The sequence below is a fragment of the Bacteroides sp. Ga6A2 genome, assembly GCF_000702225.1.
Lineage (GTDB): Bacteria > Bacteroidota > Bacteroidia > Bacteroidales > Bacteroidaceae > Ga6A1.
The window spans coordinates 23,352-47,173 of record NZ_JNKX01000012.1 but is presented as its reverse complement, the minus strand read 5'-3'; the positions used below and the strand labels follow the sequence as shown (position 1 = coordinate 47,173).

General features: G+C 44.8%; 12 protein-coding genes. All 12 read right to left on the bottom strand.

Translation table 11 applies throughout. The features are described 5' to 3' along the window. Positions 1 to 66 precede the first annotated feature (66 nt). Entirely contained in the window at positions 67 to 612 is a 546-nt protein-coding gene (locus tag T538_RS17580) for an outer membrane beta-barrel protein (RefSeq protein WP_081834837.1), read from the bottom strand. Between the two features lie 250 nt (positions 613 to 862). After that, a complete protein-coding gene (locus T538_RS0103140; RefSeq protein ID WP_031540786.1) occupies positions 863 to 1,510 on the bottom strand; it encodes a porin family protein in 648 nt (215 codons plus the stop codon). Positions 1,511 to 2,451: 941 nt separating this feature from the next. Continuing rightward, entirely contained in the window at positions 2,452 to 2,787 is a 336-nt protein-coding gene (locus tag T538_RS0103135; protein WP_155992973.1) for a hypothetical protein, read from the bottom strand. A 754-nt stretch (positions 2,788 to 3,541) separates the two neighbouring features. Then, entirely contained in the window at positions 3,542 to 5,851 is a 2,310-nt protein-coding gene (locus tag T538_RS0103125; RefSeq protein ID WP_031532086.1) for an endo-1,4-beta-xylanase, read from the bottom strand. Positions 5,852 to 5,884: 33 nt separating this feature from the next. Continuing rightward, positions 5,885 to 6,871 (bottom strand): DUF1735 domain-containing protein, encoded by a 987-nt coding sequence (locus tag T538_RS17575; protein WP_031540784.1) that lies wholly within the window; start codon positions 6,869 to 6,871, stop codon positions 5,885 to 5,887. A gap of 30 nt (positions 6,872 to 6,901) precedes the next feature. Then, complete coding sequence (locus tag T538_RS0103115; protein WP_031532083.1) at positions 6,902 to 8,725, bottom strand: RagB/SusD family nutrient uptake outer membrane protein; 1,824 nt, start codon at positions 8,723 to 8,725, stop codon at positions 6,902 to 6,904. A 14-nt stretch (positions 8,726 to 8,739) separates the two neighbouring features. Then, complete coding sequence (locus T538_RS0103110; RefSeq protein WP_031532082.1) at positions 8,740 to 11,601, bottom strand: SusC/RagA family TonB-linked outer membrane protein; 2,862 nt, start codon at positions 11,599 to 11,601, stop codon at positions 8,740 to 8,742. Between the two features lie 28 nt (positions 11,602 to 11,629). After that, a complete protein-coding gene (locus T538_RS0103105; protein ID WP_031532080.1) occupies positions 11,630 to 13,561 on the bottom strand; it encodes a RagB/SusD family nutrient uptake outer membrane protein in 1,932 nt (643 codons plus the stop codon). A 34-nt stretch (positions 13,562 to 13,595) separates the two neighbouring features. After that, complete coding sequence (locus T538_RS0103100; protein ID WP_031532079.1) at positions 13,596 to 16,790, bottom strand: SusC/RagA family TonB-linked outer membrane protein; 3,195 nt, start codon at positions 16,788 to 16,790, stop codon at positions 13,596 to 13,598. A gap of 84 nt (positions 16,791 to 16,874) precedes the next feature. Next, positions 16,875 to 18,581 (bottom strand): glycoside hydrolase family 43 protein, encoded by a 1,707-nt coding sequence (locus T538_RS0103095; RefSeq protein WP_031532078.1) that lies wholly within the window; start codon positions 18,579 to 18,581, stop codon positions 16,875 to 16,877. Positions 18,582 to 19,942: 1,361 nt separating this feature from the next. Further along, positions 19,943 to 21,538, bottom strand: a complete 1,596-nt coding sequence (locus tag T538_RS0103085; protein WP_031532077.1) for a glycoside hydrolase family 43 protein — start codon at positions 21,536 to 21,538, stop codon at positions 19,943 to 19,945. Between the two features lie 21 nt (positions 21,539 to 21,559). Next, the gene (locus T538_RS17965) at positions 21,560 to 23,809 is read right to left on the bottom strand and encodes a family 43 glycosylhydrolase (RefSeq protein WP_081834836.1); all 2,250 of its coding nucleotides are present in this window, start codon (positions 23,807 to 23,809) and stop codon (positions 21,560 to 21,562) included. Positions 23,810 to 23,822: the final 13 nt, after the last annotated feature.

Sequence of the window (23,822 nt, the reverse complement as noted above, 5' to 3'; positions counted from 1 at the left end):
CAAACTATTGCAGATAAAAATCCCGAAAGCGACATCACCTTCGGGAATCTCGATATATCTTGCGAGTTAGAATCGAAAGCCAACCAGAATGTTGAATGCTGAGTTTCTGCCTCTGTAATCCTTCTGGAAACTGGTTGCCGATACCGAGCCGTCAAGTCCCAAGAACAGACCGCAATCGAAATTATATTTGGCTGCGGCAGTCGTTCCGATTTCGAACTTACGCAAGTTTCCAAATATGCTTTCGGTATTGTCGTTTAAGAGATAAGCACCGTAGAGTCCGCCGGCAAGTTCCCAATGGTCGCCCAGATGGAAGTTGCACGTTACTGGCACTTCGGCATAAAGCAGATTGAATGTCTTGTCGTAATGATAATAATCATCGTCTTTAAACTTGAAGCCCTTGTTGCTGATCATCAAAGAAGGCTCGATGCCTATAAGGTCGTTGAGACGGAACTCATAGCCAAGTCCAAATTTCCAGCTTAGCTTCACATCGGCATCAGTATCGTCCTGAAGCATTGCAAATCCTGCCCCACCCTTGATGCTGAACGCATTTTCCTGAGCCTTCGCGCCAAGGACAAGGGTAACAAAAGCAAGCATTAATAATAATTTTCTCATTTGTCAGTTTAAATATTAGTGATTAGCTTAACTTATAATTTCGGATGCGATAGAAAATGGCGGTCCGCCACAAACTTGTCTTTCCGCTAGCAAAAGAAGTAAAAAATAATGACATCAGAATATTTTTCGGACAAGAATTTAGCTTATCATGATTTTAATTCGAATATACGCAAAAAAAATCCCCGAACGATTCGAAAAAAAAACGAATCACTCGGGAATTTAGGTATAATTTAATTGGGTTTCTTACAAATTAGAAACGGAAGCCAACCAAAGCACCGAATGTCATGTTCTTACCCTTGTTGTACTTTGACAACTCGCCAAAGCCATAAGAATAGTCAAGACCTACGAACAAGCCGTTCTCGAAGTTGTACTTTGCAACAGCGTAAGCACCGAAGTCGAATGTATGAGGCTTGAAATCATCCTCGTCAAGCTTAGTGTTACCAGTAAAATAATCGTTTATAGCAGAAACTGCACTACCAACGGAATAATAAACATCGTCCTTAGTGTTATCATCAACAAGATATGCGCCATATACGCCAGCACCAAGCTCCCAGTTGTCGTTGATGTGGAAGTTACACATTACAGGAACCTCAACATAAAGCAAGTTGATAGTCTCGTTCTTAATATCCTTGCTGTCTATCAAAGCAGACATAGCACCCAAATTATAATCAGTCTTGTAACCCTTGCTGTTAAGCATAAGAGAAGGCTCGATACCGATAAGATCGTTAAGACGGAACTCATAGCCTGCACCAATCTTCCAGTTCAACTTATAAGATGCTGCGCTGTAATCCTCAAGACTTGAAAGACCTACGCCACCCTTAACGTTAAATGAATTCTCCTGTGCAGCTGCACCCAAAGTCATGGCTACGAAAGCCATCATCAAAAAGATTTTCTTCATTTTAAATGAAATTAGTAATTAGTTAATTTAACAAAAAATTTTTCACCCTCCACACCGCAATTTCTCAGCATTTACCGAGATAAAAGATGCGAATTAGTTGTCACATTTAAGTTTTTGACTTGATATTTTGTTTATTTCGGGTGCAAAGAAACAACAAAAATTTCATCTGCATACATCTCAAACGTTAAAAAAAGTTAATAGGGATTGAAAACGCACTTTTTTAACAATCGTTAAGACTTTCTGAATATAAAATGCAAGAATATGATTCGGAATTGACAATTGTGGGAGTTGAAAATTTAAATTCATAATTCATAATTCATAATTGACAATGGACAATTCACAATTAACAATTGTGGGAGTTCTGGATAAGAAACTCCACCCTTAGGTTCTGCCGAATTTACAATTCGGCAGCAGCATTATATACGGGAGTTTGTAACTCCCATTGTCGCAAAGCGACAAAAAACTGCGCGCATAACGACGTTTTTCCAGTGGTGGGAATTCTTGCGTCCCTACGGTAGCAAGCGAACAAAGTTCGAGCGGCAAATTCCCATTTTTCTCCACAGCCGAATTGCAAATTCGGCTGAACTTGAACCTCTTATCGTGTATCAAGCAAACAGAGGTCGAGCGGCAAATTCGGCTGAACAAAAGAACTGGAATGACGCAGAAAGCGTCACCTATCAGTAACCGCAGCATCCGTAGGATCTGCGGACTAAGAAGACACTAACATAACTGACCCTGAAAGCGGTCGCCCATTGCAACTAATGGGGCACTCATTCAGAGTGCACGCAGTTAATAGTTCTTATTCCGCAGGTCGTTCCGACCTACGGTTACTAAGCGGAGACGCTTTCAGCATCTATATACTGCCACAGAAAAAACAACGAAATCCCGATTCAGCTTAGTTGCCAAACCGGGATTCTGTTTCTTGAATTCAATTTTTTAAATTAGAAAGCACCCATTTTCTCGACGATTCTGAGCAGGCGTTCGTTCATATCCTCAGCCTTCTTAATCTGCGCCTTTAGCAGTTTGTTTTCGAGCTCGAGGTTTGAAAGCAGTTCAGACGGTTCGTTCTCGGTCTCTACAGCCGTAGACTTTTCGAGAATCATATTGCCCTCGCCTGTTAGCAGCCACACCTTGTTTAAGTCGGGATAAGTAGCCAAAATCTTACTGATTGCCTTCCTACCCAAATCGCTTCTACCTTTTTTTGCAGCACCAATTAAACCGTTTGAAAGATTACACTGAATAGTGACCTGATTATCATTCAAATTTTTGTAGCTCATATACTGCAGGAATCTCTCTATAATCATACCTATAAAATTTAATTAATAATTCTAAATAGACAAATGTTTTCTGTTGAATTCTGAAAGTTGAAACTCGAAGAGCGAAGTGCCGTAAAAGCCTGCAACAATCATTCAACTTTGCAAACATAAAGATTTGTAACTAAACGGCAAAATAATTTGCAATGTTTTTTCGTTTATTTCAGTCCTATTTTAGATTTTTTTCAGTCTGATACTGCCACACTTAGCATTACGACCTCGGAAAAATTCTACAGTCAGCACATCAGACTAAAACAGGGCAGCACCTTGCATAGGCATCAGAAAGAGCATCCTACCTACTACAAAACTAAAAAGCAGCCGAACCGTCACGGTCAGACTGCCCTAATCACTATCTACATTTTTATGATACCAAGTTGTTTACTTTCCTTGTTTTTCCAAAACGCTTCTTACCTTTGGGTCACATGTGTTACTACGCAAAGTTCACAACCTTTTTTAGGTATCATTCAGTTAATTTAACTAAAAGATCAATGCACGAGTTCTTATTATTGGCAACACGGAACACATGGCAATGCAAGCAATCCACGGTGTCAATACTGCTGCTGTGATTCTTCCACAGAGCACCAGAGCATCAGTATTAAAGACACAAGCCTTTAAAAGAGCCTTGTACAATGAGTTTTATATAAAAAGGGGGGCGCACAGCCTTGGTGTGTAGGGTTGCACGCCCCCAACCTTTAATTAATAATGAATACCAAAATCACTATTTATTGCTCAGACCGTCAGCCCAACCAGCATAAGCAGGCTTGCGTCTGTAATCCAATGTCCAAAGACCAACAGGCTCGCCCTTTCTCCATGAACTGTTAGCTGGAGAGTCTGTCAAGCACCACTGGCAGATACCATACTGCTGTGCTGCAGGAACAATCTCGTAGTACTTCTTGATAATCCACTGGTAGTGAGCAGCCATAGCCTTCTCGATAGCAAGACGCTCCTTGAGAGGAAGTTTCTCGAGTTCCTCGGTTGTGTAAGCAACCTTCTTGCCGTCTACATAGCGCTCTACGCCAAGGTCGAGCTCTGATACGCGGACAAGTTTGCCGCTCTCAGCCATGAGTTTGAACATCTTCTCGATGTGCTCGTTGCGGCTGTTCTGCTCTGCCTTAGAGCCTTCATCGTCACCAACAAGGAGAGAGATGTGCATCTGAGTGCCAAGACCGTCGATCTTAGTTACGCCGTCAGCCTCCCACTTCTTAACCCAGTTGATAAGGCTCTTCAGTTTCTTGTTGTCGTCCCAGTTAGACTCAAGGTTGTAGTCGTTTACGAACAACTTGAGGTCTGAAGCGTCTGCACCTTCAGGAAGAGAAGCAGCATAGTGCTTGCGAGCCAAAGCTACAGCTGTGCGAACATAGTCGATGTCGCCAAGGTAATCCTGCCAGAAGAAGTCGGCAGAAACGCCGTTGTCATTGTTGGCAGTTGCGCCGTGCTGAAGAGTGTAGAAGCCTTCGCCGTCGTTGCCGCCGCCGCTGATAGCCTCGTTGACAACGTCCCAAGCCTTAACCTTGCCCTTGCAAGCGTCCATCATACCGCCAATCCACTTATCCATAGCCCAAGTAAGGGTGTCTTTCTTCTCTTGGTCGGTAAGAGGAATTGAGTTCTGAGACTCTGAATCAAGATCGAACGATGGTCCATTGTAGTTATTAGCCCAACCAGCCTTTGACATTCCGTCAAAGCCCCCATCAGGGATAAGATTTTCGTCAGAGCCTTCCTCTGTCAGTACAAGATCATCGAAACTAACCTTGCCTGTTGCCTTTCCGAATACAAATTGCAATTTATCAAGTGGGAACGAAGCCGTAAACTCACAGGTTACAGTTTTCCATTTAGAATCCAACTCTCCCGGAGTAAAGCCAAGATACTGAACATCGTTTGAACCGCCCCACTGATTTTTATTCTCTGATGCGTCCCAAATTGGCCAGAAATCTATGTGACAACCATCAGTAGCCTTTGCCTTCATTGTCATGACATAGTTCTTACCCTTAGTCAAAGGCTTTGGCAAAGTATAGATAGCCTGCTTGTCCCAAGAGTTGTCTCCTGCAGTCCCACCGCAATTATAAGTCATGAAGTAATTCAGCTTAGCGCCACCCTCTTCGCCATAAGCGTATGAAGGTCCATTATAGTTATTGCCCCAGCCTGCAATCTGACCATCCTCGAACTTAGCATTCGCAATAAGATTGTCATCAGAACCTTCCTTTGTCAGTACAAGATTTGTAAACTTAAGAGTTCCTGTTCCCTTACCGAATACAAACTGCAACTTATCATGTGGAAACGAAGCTTTGAACGTACAGGTCAAAGTAGTCCAATTTTCGCCAACCTGATTTGGCGTAAAGCCAAGATACTGAACATCGTTTGAACCACCCCACTGATTTTTATTCGCTGACGCATCCCAAATTGGCCAGAAGTCAACTGCACATGGAGCATCAGAAGCCTTTGCGTCAAGTGTCATTGTATAAGTAGCATCCTTTTCCAAAGCCTTTGGCAAAGTATATATAGCCTGCTTATCCCAATTGTTGTCTCCAGCTTTTTCACCAAGGTTGTACAGAATATACCCCTTCTTTGCCGCACCCGGAATTTCCTTGTCGGCTATAAGTTTCTCGAACCACTTCTTTGGCTGCTGTGCGTGCCATGCAAGAGTGTGACCGTAGATTGAAATTCCAGCCTCTTCTGCCTTTTCAACGAAATCGCTTACGGTTGAGAAATTCATGTTACCATTGCCATCAACACAAGACGACATCTTCATAGCGTTTCCGGCTACGATTTCGTCGAAGTTGTGAGCAGCAAGACGGAACAACATCTCTTGCTTGTTAAAATCAGCAGCAGTAAGAGCACCGCTAACCTTGAAGTTAGGATGTGCGCTGCGATCGACGTATGTCTTGAGCGGCTCGTATGCGTTCAGGTATTCGTACTCAGCAATAGTCTGAGGCTTCTCTACCTGATAGTCGTCGATGCCTGTGTCTGCACAGCCCGCTAACATTAGCGGACTGAGCATTACAACAGGATATATCAATTTAGAAATCTTCATAAAAATCTTAAATTGTAAATCATGAATAAATAATTATTTCCAATTCTCTTTGCTATTGCCACGAGAATAAAGCATGTACGAACCAGTACAATCATAATGCCACTCGGCAGGACCTGCAACGACCTCAGATGTCAAAGTTACAGAGAACTTAAGAGTGATGAGATCAACCTTTGTATCCACCTTAGTAAAATCATCAGCACCATGATAAGTGTACTTGCCTGTACCAGCTTGGTTACCGTTTTCATCATAAACTACGATATCACCATTATCGGCAACAGTACAATTGAAAGTCTTGGTCTGTGAAGCTTCCTTGTCTTCCCAAATATCCTTTTTGGCATCATACACCTTCTGCATCACGGTAAAACTCTTTGTCAAAGAGAAACCATTTAGTGATGTTGTGGTAAATTCAACCAACGGATCGGTATACTTGTGAGAGAATGTTCTGCTCTTTTCGTTCCACAAATCAGTTCCCTCGTAAGCCCACAAACCATCGTGTTTGTTCTTGTAGGTGATAGCCAAAAGTTGGTAATCGCGACCTTCGAGAACACTATCGACATTTGCCTCAATGCCTGTAATTCTGACAGGAAGAACATAGTTTACCTTTGCAGACTTAGGATCAGCAAAGAACTTGTCGTTAAGCGTTACAACAGTTCCACCCCACATAGCCCCACTTGGAATAGTGAGAGTTGAAGGATCTTGGATTGTGTAGTAGTCGGCAGGCAACAACTCAACGCCGTCAACACCTTCGAGAAGAGTCGGATCGACAATATACTTCAACTTTCGCTCTGCATTGTTTTTGTAGACACCTGCAAAAGTTGCATAGATATGGAACTGATGGTTATTGTCATCCACAACATTGGCTTCATTATCCTCGCCTAATGTTATTACTCGGATTGGAGCCTGCATAGCAAAATACGCAGTTGTTGTACCGTAGTCGTCGAACTCCCAGTCGCTGTTGTGGCAACTGGTGAATGCCAAAGCACAAAGAGCTACAGCCGATATAGATTTTATGATATTCATATAATTATTCATCATTAATTAGTTACTAAATTACCATCCAGCATTCTGAATAAGTGATGGGAAGTTAAGAACATCGTTGTAAGGAATTGGACCATAGTAAGCATTTTCCTTGTAGTTGCGAGTCTCGACATCGAAATACTCATACTGTGGCTTACCCTCAACAACGGTAATGCTTACACCTTTAGCAGTCTCGTTAAGGTTAGCCTTCCAGCGGCGCAAATCCCAGAAGCGGAAGCCCTCGAAGCAAAGTTCAAGACGACGCTCGTTGTGGATAAGCTCGCGCATCTTGTTCTGATCGCCCTTGCACTCCTCAAGATACTCGTCGTTAACGATGCCTGCACGCTTGCGCAGAGCCTTTATTACATCGTATGCAGAATAAGTACAACCATCAGGGTTGGCAGTTGGACCGTAAGCCTCGTTGGCAGCCTCTGCAAAGTCGAGATAAAGCTCTGTGTAGCGGATGCGTGGAGTGTAATGCTTCTGCTTGCTGTTTACAGTTGGCTCAAGATTAATGTCCTGACGGAGAAGCTTACGCATATAGTAACCTGTCAAGGTTGCCTTCTCTACTTCACCCTTCAGACCGTCCTTCTTGTCGTCTGCCTGAGTATTGATTGCAGTATTGGCATTACCTGCATTCTGTCCGTTGTAGAGAACGTACTGAGCAAGACGAGGGTCGCGACCGTCGTATGGATTAGCAGCATCGTAACCAGATCTTGGGTCTGAGATTGGACGACCGCTCTCCAACATTGGGAATGCATCAACAAGGTTCTGAGTTGGGTTTACACGACCTTTTCCATATAGAGATGGTGGGAAATTGTTAGTTTCCAAGTCATTATTGCTGCTACTCTCTGTACGCCAAAGAACTTCTTTTGGACACTTAGCAGCCTTTAATGTATCGTCAATATACTTCGTATTGCAATACCAAGTATTACCTGTAGGGTCGATACCACCAACTCCACCGTTAAGGTCGAGAACAGTCTGTGCATACTTGCAAGCATCCTTCCAAGTCTCACCACTATTTGCGTTGAATGCAGGAGATGCAGCCAAAATAGAAGCCTGTGCAAGAACGGCACGCATAATTCTGCCGCTGACACGACCAGCAAAGTTTTCACCGAATACACGGTCGTACTCTGGACCGGTTACGGCAACCTTCTTGCCATCAATATCAACTTCTGTTGCATCAGAACCCTGATCTTTGTAATCGAGAGGCAACAACTGGATAGCCTTTTCAGCATCAGCCTTGAGAGCCTTCATACAGTCGACAAACGAAACACGAACCTCGAGAGATGCGTGGTCTGAATCTACTGTTGTTGACTCAGTAAGGATTGGCACACCAAGCAGATTGCCACTTGCATCGTAACCGCCATGTGCCTGAAGAAGATAGTACATGTAGATTGCACGCAATCCGTGAGCCTCGCCTGTATATCTCTTCTTGTACATTGCGTTAATCTTATCGTCGCTATTGAACTTAATCTTGTCGATGTTCTCGAGGAAAAGATTGATGTACTGGATAGCCGCACGGCAGTCACGCCAACGTTCCAACGGATTGTTGTTGCTCTTCCAGTTTCCCTCTACATTCAGTTTTCTAAACTTGTAGTAATTAGTATTTTTATTGTCACCGTTGTTGTCGTTAGAAACAGCATCGTCTGTAGCTACATCGCTAAAATTATACGATCCGTTTGGCAGACGAGTATAGGCATTTCCAAGAACAGCATCGGCATAGTCTGGATTGTCGTACATGTATTCAAATCCAAGATGGTTCTCGATTGCTGGCTCAAAAAGATCGTCGCATGATGTAAATGCCACGCCTACAGTAAGCAGCAATGCCTGAATCAATATTTTAGTTTTTTTCATTATTCCAGAATTTATTAGAATTGAACTTTAGCACCAAGAGTGAAGCTGCGTGTCTGAGGAGCATAACCTACATTGCGCTCCAACTGCTTGCGTTCGCCAGCGATTGTAAGCAAATCGTTTGCATTTACATACAACTGCAAGCCCTTTACAACCTTACTTGCAGAACCGAGCATATCTGCGTTGAAGTCGTAAGTAAGCTGGATACGATCCAAATCTATACGGCTTGCTGAGTACACCCAGTATGATGACTCGCGGAAGTTGTGGTTGGCATCCTTAACAGTAAGACGCGGATAAGAGATTTCCTGACCTGTAGCTGCCTTCTCGGCTGTCCATGCACCGCGAACAACATCGCTGAACTTGCGGTCGCCATAGCACCAGTTGTAATTGTCTCTCTTCAATCCATTTGCACCAAAGTTACCACTCATCAATCCGAACAAAGTCCAGTTTTTGTACTTCAAAGTAAAGTTAAGACCAGCGATGAACTTGTCGCCCCAGTTGCCGATAACAACTCTATCATTATCATCTATTACACCATCATTATTCTGATCCTTATATTTGAGGTCACCCGGTTTAACTTCGCCAAAGCTGCTCTTTGCAGTAGCATTCTTAATCTCGTCGGCAGACTCGTAGTAGCCAAGGCACTCAAGACCCCACATTGCAGATGTAGATACGCCTTCATGCTTCATGTAGTCAAACTCTACACGTTCAGCATACTTCAGATACTTTGAAGATGATGACATACCGTTCAACTCTACTGCATACTCAAAGTCGCCAGCCTTATCCTTGTAACCTACGCTGAAGTCGAAACCTGTGCGGCGACTCTTGCCATAGTTTACATAAGGAATGAATGTTGACACTGGATAGTATGTACGCAGATAACTTGGATAAAGATAATCTGTTGCAGCAAGTGTTCCGTCAGTAACGGTGTTGAAGAAGTTGAACTTGAAAGAAAGTTTCTTGTCGAGCATCAAAGTGTTGATACCAACATTGAACTCCTTACGCTTTACAAAGGTGAGATCCAAGTTTTCACCACGACGTGAGTCGGCAGTCTGAATACCATTGTGAGCATCGCTCCAACCCCACCATGTACCAGTAGAAGTAAACACTCCCTCATACAAATAGTAGTAATACTTCTTGTTGTCAGACTCGATATAAACATCGATATCCTGATTCAAGACTGTATATCCAGCAGTAAGCATCAAATCGTCGAAGATGCCGTTGTCCTTCATAAAGTCCTCCCCTGTGAGTCTCCAACCCAAGGTAAGAGATGGAGAAAGAGCTTCGCGATGACCTTCTGCAAACTGTGCTGAGTGAACAACATTTGCGCCCAAATCAGCATAGTAGCGGTGAGCGTAGTTGTAGCTTGCCTGCAAACCAAGGTTGGCATTACTCCAACGGTGATAATTATCAGTACCGTTCTTTGTCTCTTGGAAGCCGTTGGCTACAAGAGTTGCATGTACATTGTGGTCACTATTGAATGTACGCTGATAATCGAACTGTGCATTGAACGACATCTCCTGTGCAGAAGCCGAGCCTCCCAAATTCTGGTTTGGAGCATGCTCGTCCTTACCATATTTTGTAAGCGATGAAACAACGTCCTTACCATCATAGTTTGTCCATACAACACCGTATGTAGCATATTTGTCATCAATACTATAAGTATAAGCTGTTGCATAATCAATAGCATACTGAGTTTTGAATGACAAGCCTTCAAGAACCTTATCAAGGTTTATCTTGAAACCTGCATCAACCTGAAGGTGAGGACATACTGTTGTTTTATATCCACCTGCAAGCATATCAGCAAACGGGTTTGTCTGGTCGTACTGTGTACCACCAAAGAAATACTTGCCATCGATAATGTTGTTAGAGTTCTTCATATAAGTAAGAGAACTGAAATCATTATCCTCGATGTATGAAGTTGGAATCAGTGGAGCAACACGGTTTGGACGCAATTTTGCTGAATTACTCCAGAAATCGCCCTTACATGTACGACTATTGGTATAGGCAACCTTTGCGTTTACCCATGCTGAAAACATGTCAGACAAAGTAAGGTCGATATTACCACGGATATTCAAGCGGTCTGAATAGTTGTTCTTACCCTCGCCATACTTCAAAAGGTCGCTTGCACGGCTGTATGATACATTTGCATAGTAACGTGCATACTTGCCACCACCGTTAAAATCGACACCCAAATCCCAGCGGTCGTAACTCTTCTTTAGGTACTCAGAGCCGTAGAACGACTGATCTGGGTATTTGTAAGGATTTACGCCAGCAGCAGTATTATAGATGTCCTCGTCGCTGTACAAAGCAGCTGAAACATCACCACCTGCATCGTTGATCAGTGCCTCGTTATAATACTTCATATACTCGGCAGAACCCAGCCATTTTGGATATGACTTTGGTACGAACAACTGATAGTTGGCGCGGACGTTTGTCTTAAGATCCTGCTCCTTGCCACGCTTTGTAGTGATAAGGATTGCACCCTTGGCAGCCTTGCTACCATAAAGAACTACGGCAGATGCGCCCTTGAGGAATGTGATATCCTCGATTTCGTCAGGGAGCAGGTTTGCAGTGTTACGAGGCACACCGTCAACAAAAACCAAAGCATCACCCTGCTGCCACAACTCACCATTGAAACCGGCAGCCAAAGCCTGCATGTTGTCGAGGTTGCTGGTGCTGTACCCCTTTTCAATTATCTCGCTGACCTTCACCTTGCTGTATGGCTGCACAATGTCGCGTGCATCCACCTTGCGGAAAGCCATATTTACGGTATCAGCTTGTACCCCATCTGTTTCTTCCTGAGCAAATGCGCCCTGTGGTGCAAATGCCATAAGAGCCAGTGGAAGTGCTATTATCGATTTATTGATTCTTTTCATGGTTTAACTTTTCATTTAAGTTTTTTCATCACCATCCCGGGTTCTGGAACAATTCAGGATAAATACTGACATCCTTCTTCTTCAAAGGGAACCAGTAATGTTTGTCTTTAAAATTGCGAGTAACGATGGTCTTCTCCTTGAAGTCAGACACCTCGCTATTCTTAGAATCCTTTGTATCAAGGCTTACACGGTTGAAGTTCTGCTGAGTCTTGATATTGTAAGGATACTTGTCAAGAAGCAGCCAACGGCGAAGGTCGTTGAAGCGGTGTCCCTCGTATGCAAGTTCAACTGCTCTCTCTCGACGAACCTCATCCATGAACTTGTCATTATCAGCAGTAAACTTAGCGTTTACGTCGGCAACGCCGGCACGCTCGCGGATTACGTTAACAGCCTGCTCGGCTGTCATGTTGAATGTAGACGACTTCTGGTTTGCACCGCCAAGGGCTGCAAGAGACTCGGCATACATCAAATACACATCGCTCAGACGCAACCAAGGAATGTTGATATGAAGGTGGCGTCCCCAACCATAACCATCGTCTGCATTGTTTGCATCCATAGGGATGAACTTGTAAAGCATGTAACCAGTACGGTTCTCTTCAATATCGTTTCGATATGAACCTCCAGTATAAAGGTTAGCATAGCGGTTATCGTCTGGTTTGATAGTACCCTTAACAACCTTTACTCCATCGTAAACGATATCGTGATAGAAACGTGGGTCGCGACCCTTCCAAGGGTGTGTAGCATCGAAGCCAGACTCCGCATCGGTCAAAGGAAGACCGTTTTCCATACCATAATAGTTTACATAGTTGGCAGCAGCCTGTGAGAATGAGTTAGAACCTGTAAGAATCTTACCGCCAAACTGCTTAGAAAGTCCCCAGTTAGTATTGTTCCAGCTAACTGTTGGTGTGCGAAGGATTGCCTCCTTAAGTCCCGGAGTCTCACCGCCCTTGTCCTGAGTATAGAAAATCTCAGAGTAGCTTCCAAAGTCAGCCAACTCATACTGGCACTTTGTCTTAGACTTGCCGTCTGTATTAAGTTCTGGCTGAACATAGCCAAGCAACTCACCGAAAGCATCGGCTGCAAGCTTTGCGTATGTCTGGTCATAATCGTAAGTGCTTGCCTTGGTGTTTGAAACCATCTTCTCGTTGGTATTCTTCATAAGCGGAGAAGCAGCCCACAGATAGTTCTTGCCAAGATAAGCAAGGGCGGTAATTTTATTTACGCGCAAACCGTTCTTACCTACGGTGTTACGACCGCGTACAGTCTGATCCCAATCGACAGGAAGAAGGTCGGCAGCCTTGCGGAAATCGGCAGCAGCCTTGTCGGCACACTCTTTGTATGAAAGACGCGGCCATTTCATTGGCTCATCGGCAGCAATAACCTTGTCGATATAAGGAAGACCTCCAAGATACTGCATCAACTCGAAATGATACCATGCACGGAAGAAGTAAAGCTGGCCAAGAATCATATCCTTTTCTTCTTGAGTACCCTCGGTAAAGTAGTCAAAGTTCTCGATACCTACGTTACACTTACGGATAGAGTACCATGCTCCCTTCCACAAAGATACCTTCAGACGTTCATCTGCAGGTTTGGTTGCATTACTTGGATTATAGTCGCGACGATCCATCCATCCGCTCTGCCAGCCGTCGTAATCAGACTGCCAGCCCCAGAAGTCGCCCTGATCAACCTTGTATGTCATGTGATAGTCACATCCGACATAGATTACCTCGTCATCACCCCAGTTCCAAGAGTTTGTCCAGTAACCGTTTGCAAAGTCTGGCATACAAGAGTACATCTCCTCTACGAAGCCCTGGAAATTTACGAAGTTCTTGAAAGCATCCTCTGTCTTGAGGTCAGACTCAGGAGACTTATCCAGATAGTCTTCGCAAGATGTAAAGCCGATGCTTGCACAGCAAAGAGCCAGACCTGCTACTATATATCTAAACTTATGAAATTTCATAATGTTTTTATGTTTACTATTAGAATAATTGTTATTAAAGCTCGAACTTAACACCGAAGTTGATACGCTTCATTGTTGGGTAAGCACCCTGTGATGCAAGACCTGTAGCAGCAAAGTTGCTCTCACGGTCATCAGGCATCTTAGTCCACAACAATAGGTTGTTACCATTTACATAGAGCTTAAGGTTGTTAAGACCAAGACTCTTAACCCAACCCTTTGTCCAAGTATAGGCAATCTCCATATTCTTCAGACGGCAGAATGAGCCATCGTACATAAAGCGAGTACCTGCATAGAAGTTTGGTGTAGAGTTATAGCGTGGAGTAGGAATACCAGAACCAGACTCTGGATTCCAGAATGAACCTTCATCAAATACAACATCAAGTGTTGGCTTGCTGAATGAGTTAAATGCAACCTCACGAGATACGTTTGTTGCACCGTAGAACTGCAACATCAAGCTCCAGCCCTTGTACTCAACACCAAGAGTAGCATTGTAAGTGTTCTGTGGAGTACCAGTGAAACCGTAAGGAATGTAATCATCATCATCGATAATACCATTACCATCGAAGTCGGTTATAAAATACTGTCCCGGCAACTTCTGGTCATCATTTGTCTTGTGCTCAGTCATGGCAATCACATCGTCCCAACTCTGTGCGATACCGTTGTCGATATAACTGTGAGCCTGATCGATGGCATAACCAGCCTGCTTACGATATGCAGGATACAAATCAGGGTCGTCATAAACTTGAACATTGTTTACGGCATGTGTCATATTAAAGTTACCATACGCATAGATACCGTTCTTGAATGAGTGCTTCAAGCGAAGTTCAAGTTCGTAACCTGTAGTCTTTGTACGACCAAAGTTCATTGCAGGAGCCTTTGCGCCATAGTAGAATGGTACAGAACGCTGATCACCATAAATAAGAATATCATATCTGTTCTCGTGGAAGAACTCCAACGAACCAGCAACCAAGCCATCGAGGAATGCATAGTCGATACCGAAGTTACGCTTCTTTGCAGTTTCCCAACGAACATTAGGGTTACCAATAGACTTCTCCTTATACCAAGTGTACAAAGCCTGCTGTTCATCAGGACTCTTAGGGTCGATGTGTGACGCACCTGCGTATGACCACTGAGTAGCATACAACCAACGCTGACCACCAACGTTATCATTTCCAACCTCACCGTAAGAGAAGCGGAACTTCAAGATATCAATAAGTTTTTTACCGAAGAGTTTGTAATCAGCTACAGGCTTCATGAACTTCTCGTTAGAAAGTGTCCAACCTGCCGCAACAGAGTTGTTGAATGCAAAACGATAGCCAGAACCGAACTGTTCAGAACCATTGTATGCACCATTGTACTCCAACAGATAACGGTCGCCATAGTTATAAGTAGCACGGAATACCCAGTCCTCACGGAAATGAGAGAAATCACTACCAGTACTTTTTTCTTCACGGCTGAACACGCCCATTGCTGTTACATCGTGCTCATCGTGCTTACCAAACTTACGACCCCATACCAACTGCATCTGATAATACAGTTTCTTGTATGTCATCCAATCCATAATCTTGCTACCCTGAGTACTCCAAGCACGGGTTTCAGTAAAGTCGAACTTAGTGTGTGAACTTGCCAACTTACTGTAAGTTACCTCGCCAGTAACAGGGTCTATCCACTTGAACTGTGCATCATGGTAAAGGTCGTTAACACCGCGCTCCTGCTCACTGAATGAGTTATCCCATGAGATTATTCCATTGAATTTCAAGCCCTTAGTGATGAACGACAAATCCTGAGAAAGGGTAAAGTCGGTATTCAACACAGTGTTGATTCTCTGCTCAGCACCAGCAAGAGCCAAGTTCGTAACAGAGTTTGGCGCACCCTGAGTCTCCTGCGGATAATAGCCCCAAGTACCGTCGCTGTAGCGTGGCACGAAAGCATTGTGCGGTGCAGAGTAAGCAGCCTGCCACAACTGTGTTGCAGCCCACGCATCATCGGCAATACCCCAAGGAGTATTACGGATACCCTGACTTCCGAAGATACCAGCCTTGAAAGTAGTTGTCTTAGTCAACTGGAAATCGAGGTTAGAACGAACATTTACACGATTGAAACCATAACCGCCCTTGTAGCCACGACCATTATCCCACTCGCGGAAAAGGTCACCCTCGTGCTGGAAGTCGATAGAAGCAAAATACTTAACGAAGCGTGTACCACCAGAGATATTAACATTGGCATTGTATGACATTGCCATATCCTTGAACAGTTCCTTCTGCCAGTCAACATCAGGATAGCGCTCGCTCATCAAGAAACCAGTCTCTGGGTCGATTGCACCTTCTGGCTGGTTCTCATACTTTGAAATAAAATCTGTAGAACAGATTTTTGCCCAAGACTCAGGCTTCAAACCAAGTTCATGCTTGATGACCTCGTTACGTGCTCTGAGTGATGCGGCAGAACCAAGAGTCTGCGGCAACTTAGACACAAACTTCATTGTAGAACTGAAGTTGAATCCAATTTTAGCCTTACCCTCAGAACCACGCTTAGTTGTGATAAGGATAACACCGTTAGCACCCTTCACACCATAAACGGCAGTTGCCGAAGCATCCTTCAGAACTGAGATGTTTGCAACAGACTGGATGTCGACATCCTCCATCTTACGCTCGATACCATCTACAAGTACCAAAGGGTCGCTACCATTCCATGAACTGACACCACGGATTACGATCTTTACCTTCTCGTTACCCGGCATACCAGATGACGAAGTTGTGATTACACCCGGCAAGTTACCAGTAAGTGCAGAACCAAGGTCAGACACACCACCGGTACGCTCCAGCACCTTTCCTGATGTCTGGGTGATAGAACCAACCAAAGAAGCCTTCTTCTGCTGGCCATAACCCACAACCACTACTTCCTCGAGTGCTGCGTTGTCCTCTTCGAGTGTTACCTTTACAGGCTTACCCGGAACAACCTTTACCTCTGTTGCACGCATACCAACATACGATACAACGATTACAGGATTCTTGCCTGTAATTTTCAGCTGGAAGTTTCCTTCTAAGTCAGAAACAGTTCCAACCGATGGATTACCTTTCTGAATCACAGAAGCACCAATGATACTCTCTCCATGAGAGTCAACCACGGTTCCCTTTACATTTACACTTTGGGCTAATGTCACAAGGCAAAAGCACCAAAATGCAACTCCTAAAGCGAAAAAACGTAGTTTAGTACATTTCTTTGTCTCCATTAGAAATTGATATTAGTATTAAAAAGTTATTAAAAAGTGATTAGTTAATCTCTTATTTTGTTGCCGTTAGGTTCAATGCTGTTATTACTTAGCCTCCTTTCCGGTGCAGTACAGAGCAACCACCGTTCCGGTGAATCCGCCTGCTGCCTGAGTAGAGAGCTGCTGTGCCGGAGCATCGCCAATCTTAACCCAATCCTTCTTTGCCTTGTAGAAGAACTCGAAGGTTGTGCCAGTTGATGTAATCTTCATCTCAACCTCGTTAAGTTTGCATGGCTGAGATGCAAGAACCTTCTTGCCGTCTTTTGAGACTTGCTGAAGTTCGATTGTCTGCTTTCCGGCGTTGAGTGTGCGGACAAGCAAAAGCTGATGCTTCTCGTCCTTGAATAGCATGATACCTGCTGCGTCGTTGTCGAATGATGGTTGGAAGCGCATTTTGGTTGATGCCTCGAACTTGTGGTGCTGCAAGCGGCGTGCCACGAGCGATGGGACATCTTTCTGCTCTGCTGTTACAGGCTGCTTCTTGAGCGACAGCCATCCGTTATACTTATTAGGTGTAAACAAGCCCTTGGCAGATGTGCGGAGTGTAACCCAGTCTTGCTTCATAACATCTGATGAGAAATCATCTTCCCACTTGAAGTTACCGAATGTTACATTCTCGTTTCTCTTAACGCCGTTGCGGTTAAGCATCTGCGGAACAAGTCCGGTGCTGCCTGTCATCATTGGCCATCCGTCCTCGGTCCAAGAAACAGGCATCATGAATGTCTCACGGCCAAGGTTCTCCCAGTTGTCCTTTACAGGGCGACATGCCAAGAATACAGCCCACCACTCGCCGTTCTCTGTCTTTACAAGGTCGGCATGACCTGCACAAGTAACAGGCTCTTTGCGGTCTTTGGCAAGCGTGCGCTGAGTAAGGATTGGGTTGCCCGAATATGGCTCGTATGGTCCCCAAACAGACTCTGAGCGGTAGATAACCTCAGAATGCCAGTCGCTTGTTCCGCCCTCGGCAGTCATAAGGTAATACTTGCCCTTAATCTTATAGATGTGTGGAGCCTCGCACCAGATTGGCTTCTCTTCAGGACGGCATCCCTTGTTGATGATAATCTTTCGTTCGCCCACACACTTGTCTGTAGCCAAGTCGAGTTCCTGTACACGAACTGTGCGATGACCTGGATATTCAGGCTTGTTGTCTGGAGCATCGTCGTTGTTTACAACGTATGCTCTGCCGTCGTCATCGATAAAGATTGAAGGGTCGATGCCCAAGATTGAAGGAAGGTGGATAGGGTCTGACCATGCACCCTCTGGATTCTGTGTCTTAACATAAAAGTTGCCGGCACCTACGTTTGTAGTAATCATATAATATGTACCGGTCTTTGGATTGTAGCTCAATGCAGGGGCGAAGATACCGCCGCTGACGTGCTGTCCCTTCATGTTCTCCATCTGCGACTCGCGGTCGAGAATGTGACCAACCTGCTCCCAGTTTACAAGGTCGCGGCTGTGGAACAATGGCACACCCGGGAAGAATGTAAAGGTTGATGTAGCAAGATAATAGTCGCCCTTACCGTTTGTGGTGATTGAAGGGTCGGGATAGAATCCCGGAAGTATCGGGTTGTAAAACTGCGATGCATCGGTCAACTTGTTTTTGTTGTAGATGTCATCGTTACCCTGATAATAAAAATTGTCAAACAATGCCTCGTCTACTGGAGCCTTTGGAACCGACAGACTCTTGCACGATTGGCACAAGCTCATAGCCGGAAAGCTGAGGAACAGCAATGACAGGAATGAAAGTCTCATAAATCTGGTTATTTGTTTAAAGATTATTAAAAATTTCCGTTAATTTTTAGTGCAACCTTACATAAGCCGAATATGCAAAAACATACCGTTTGCTTATTTTACATGTTTGTTTACCGTTTTTTGTTTCTGAAATGTTTCCGTGAAATCACTTTCACATTTTCACTCTGCAATTTTACAATTTTTCACGCTATAACCTTATATATGCGTGTTACACGGAAGGGATTGTGTGTTACAGACTGTTAAAAAGTTGTTACAAAGTAATGTTTCGTTTGTTACACTATTACTCCAACATCTTACATTTCAAGTAGTTACATTTTAAGTATTTGTTCACATCTTTTAACAATTTGACGAATTTCTGTTCTGTATTTTTCCTAATATTTTACAATTTACGCAAGGCTGAAAAAACAAAAAATCCTATTCAATTCGGGGAAGTTGAAAATTGAAAATTGAAAATTGAAAATTCACAATTCAGAATTGTCACAGTAACCGCAGCATCCATAGGTTCTGCGGACTGAAATGAAACTGCTATAATCGACCATGAAAGCGGTCGCCCAGTTTGTTCTGCCGAATTTCCGAATTCGGCAGCATCATTATAAACGGGAGTTTGTAACTCCCATTGTCGCAAGGCGACAAAATGTTACGCTAATAACGACATTTTTTTAGCGGTGGGAATTCTTGCGCCCATTCGGTAGCAAGCGAACAAGTTCGAGCGACAAATTCCCGATTTTTTCTCAGCCAAATTGCAAATTCGGCTGAACAGTGTCCCTTTGGTAACAAGCGTACAGAGTTCGAAGGTCAAATTCGGCTGAACAGGATTGCTATCCTCTTACTTCCCCCTTGCTATCCCCTTACTATCCCCTTGCTATCGACTTACTTCATTCCACCTAATCTGGCTATACCTTGCATATAGCTTACATATATACAACATATAGCCTACATATAGCTTACATATACCCTACATATAGCTTGCATATACCTTGAATGTACATTGGACCTACATTGGACCTACATTGGACCTACATTGGACCTACATTGGACCTACATTGGACCTACATTGGACCTACATTGGACCTACATTGGACCTACATTGGACCTACGAACAATTTCTGACGAAATTGTTCGTTACAAATCCTAAGTTATCAATCAATTCAGAATTTTCAACTTTCTTTATTAGTTCTCCGCGTTCTGCCGAATTTGGTATAAATCCCTAATTATCATTCAGTTCAGAATTTTCAATTTTCAATTCAAAAATTGTCAATTTAAAAAAATCGACCCACACTTTAGTACAAGAAAGCTAAAGTATGAGTCGATGAATAATTATGATAACTAAACTACTAAAAATGAAATTTTCAGGATAAGAATCATTTAGGAAGGCTAACTGTTACCATTCCGCCGCACGACTTAGTTGAGTAATAGCAGAATGCATAGCGAGAACCCATAAACAGACGACGGTAGTCGAAACGCATCTTGTAGTCGCCGCCGATGGCATTCCACTTCTTGCCGTCGAGACTGTAACTGAATGTTGCAATATCGCGTCCCGGATTGAAATCGCCGTTCATCACCATTCGCACATTCTTCAGCTTAGAAGCAGGTATTTTTACGCGTGCAATCTCCTTGTGGTCAACCTTTGTGATGGCTTTCGTATCGTCGGAAAGCGCAACATTCTCTTCTGAGAAGATGAGATATGTGCTTCCGCCCTCGCGACGAAGACTCAGAAAGCCCGTATCGCCGTTTAAGGCAGCAAGACCTGCAACATCGCCGTCCTTCATCTTTGAGGCATCAATGCAGACTGTATCGGTGCAGAGAGGTCCCCAAGTGCGCCATGTTAGCGTGTTGCGCGCATCAAAGATGCTGTTTGCCTTCTTCGAAGTCTTCAGCTGAAGCTTCTTAACCGCGCCGCGAGTCCATTTATTGCCGTTTACAAGATGTCCGTCGAGTATCTTGACATCAGACTGGATTAAGTTGTGATTCCACTGATAATCCTGCTCAATTACAGCATATTCAGACTTGCCGCCGCGCTTATCCACACCGTCGAGTGTCATTGTCTCCGGAATCTTTCCGTCAGAAAGATTGCCGAGCATTGGCCAGCCGTCAATCCAGTTGCAAGGCTCGATAGTGAGGACACGTCCGCATCCGCCACGGTCTTGGAAGATTACTCCGTACCACTCGCCCTTCTTGCCATTAACTATCGTACCCTGACCAGCGTATGGGAATCCGCCGAAATCGCTCTTCAAAATAACTTTCGACTCGTAAGGGCCTTCGATATTGCTGCTTCTGTAACATATTTCCTGACGACCGGTCTGCGGCCACGAAATACACAAAAGATAGTACATTCCGTCGTGCTTTATAACACGACTACCCTCGTGCAGTCCGGCAGGCTTGCCTTTCAGCTCGAGAGTTTTCCTTATTCCGCCAACCTTCTCAGCAGTAAGGTCTTGAGTAAGCTCTACAAGATGAATGTCGCCGCTTCCAGAGAAGACATATACACGGTCGTCGTCATCGAAAAACAACGAAGAATCGTGATATGCCGGCAGACGGCTGTGAAGCTTCCAGCCCTTGGCAGGGTCGTCGGTCTTGAATACCATAGACTTGTGAGGGTCGTCGTTTGCCACGAACAAAGCCCAGAACGTGCCGTTGTGGTATCGCAGAGATGTAGCCCACTGTCCGCGTCCGTAAACAGTACCTTGTTCGAGGTCGTAGCGCGGAGTATCGGTAATCTTGTCGAACAGATAAGACACTGTCTCCCAATGAACGAGGTCGGTGCTTCGCATTATCGGCGCGCCCGGGAACAAGTGCATTGTTGTTGTAACAAGATAATAGTAATCGCCCACCCTTATGATATCAGGGTCGGGAGCATCCGCCCAGATAAAAGGGTTGCGCACCTGCATCTGCTGCGCGTTTACAGCAGATACAAATGCGACAAAAAGGAATATAATAGAAATGAATTTTTTTCTCATCAATGCTGTGTGTTATATTCGTTATTTCTTCAACTGCCAGTAGTCGAAGTTGAACAACTTGCAACCCTTCAGGCCCTTAAACAAGAAGTAGAGGTCGTGCTTGCCCTCTGGAGCGTTGGCAATGTTGGCAGAGAATGTCTCCCACTCTTCCCAACCGCCTGTTGGAGCAACGTTTACGGTTGTGAGAACAACGCCGTCTGGTGAGTCGAGGCGAACCTCGACGTTACCGCCCTGCAAAGCAGATGCTGCAGAAAGTTCGATTGACTTAGTGCCAGCCTCAAACTCAACCTCGCGAACTCTCAGCCAGTCGCCGTTGTGAATATCGCTCACAAACACGTTTCCGCGCTTCTTGTTCCACTCGGTGCGAAGACCGTCGCTGTATGATATTGTCTCAGCCTCTACACGGTTGTATGGGTTTAGCGTACCGATTGGCTTAACACCGTCGTATGTAGGCTTAATCTGTGGCAATCTGCCGTCGCTGTTCCACTTGAACTCCTCGCAGCACACGCTTCGGCCGAATCCGCCACCATTTGGCAACCAGCCTGTGTGATAGAAGAAGTAGTTGTGTCCCTTGAACTCGACAATACCGCTATGGTTTGTAAACGAGTTTGTGCTGTTAGTCTGAGCCATCACGTCGCCAACATAAGTCCAAGGACCTTGTGGTGAGTTGCTCTCGCTGTATGCAATGCTTTCTGGAATTCCGCCGGCAGCGTACATCATGAAGTACTTGCCCCAAGCCGAGTTCTTGCTCGAATCGAAGAGCTTGCGGTTCTTCTTCTCAGCCTTTGTAAGCTGTCTCTGATGGAAAATCCAAGGACCTTCGGTATAGCGTTTAAGCGTTGTATCGCACTTAACCTCGCCTGCAAGACTAATCATGTCCTCGTTCAGCTTAACTGAGTAGAGGCGTGGATTACCCCAGTAGAGATAAGCCTGACCGTCGTCGTCGATGAACACGGTTGGGTCTATGTGATCCCACTTGCCATCCTCGTAGAGAGGCTTGCCGAGGGCATCGCGATAAGGACCAGTAACCTTGTCGGCCACCGCTACGCCGATAGCCATACCACCCGAAATCTTTGAGTGGATTGGCACGTAGAGATAGAACTTGCCGTTGCGCTCGATGCACTGAGGAGCCCATGAGCGGTCGTCGGCCCACTTAAAATCGCACTGAGCCAATGGGCATCCGTGGTCGGTCCAGTTTACCATGTCGGCAGTAGAGAACAAACGCCATTCGTTCATCCAGAAGAAATCAGCCTTGTCCTCGTCGTGACCGGTGAAGACATACAGACGGTCGCCGCTCACCATCGGAGCAGGGTCGGTGCTGAAGCAAGTCTGAACGATAGGGTTCTGTCGGCTGCGTCCGAGCAGTTTGAGCATGACATCTGCATATCTGCGTCCAAGGATTCTGTATCCCTCGGCAGTGAAGTGCAGCTTGTCCTTTGCGCCCGGACAGCCAGCAGACGGAACGATGTGTGCAGTTGGTATCGTCTCCTTTATATGATCAATTACTGTATTATGCAAGAAACAGCATCCACCATCTTCCTCGGTCATCAGTTTACCAACGAGCAGAGGAACATCCTGCGCTTTAAGACCCAGTTCGGTAAGCATACGGGTATATACAAGGTTAACGCGCTTAGGCCAGTCTTGCTGACCATTGTCGGTACAACCCTGATGAAGAAGAATACCCTTGATTACGCCTACCTTCTGGGCCTGTTTGGCAAGATTTATGATTGTTCGATATGGATTATCATTGTATTCTTTGCAGAAATTCTTCAACCAGTCTGGCGAGCCGGCAATGTAAGCCTGCGCCTTGTCCTCGTCGAAGAGGTTTATGCTGGCGCCACCAACCGAAACGTTGATGACACCAACCTTAATGCTGTCAGGTAATTTCTCGACCAATGTACGTCCAAAATAGTCGGCTGGCGTAAGACCTGTGTACTCGCGGCACAAAGGCGGAACGGCTGCGTACCACTGTCCTTTCTTTCTGCCGATTTTGTTCATATCGACTGCCGAAAGCATACGGAAACGCGAGTTGATGCCTTTTCTGTCCTGAGGCTCGATCTTAGCATTGCCTTCCATGTTAGACTGTCCGAAACAGATATAGATGTGGAAGTTAGGGTCGAAGGTGGCGGGCTGTTCAATCTCGCCCGCTGCCTTCTCGCCATCATTGTAGTTAAATACTTTATTCTTCTCGTAGAAGCCAGACACGTTATTCTGCGCACCGGCTGTCAACAATCCGAAGAGACCAATAACTGTTAAAATGATGTGTTTCATTTTTATCTTTTTG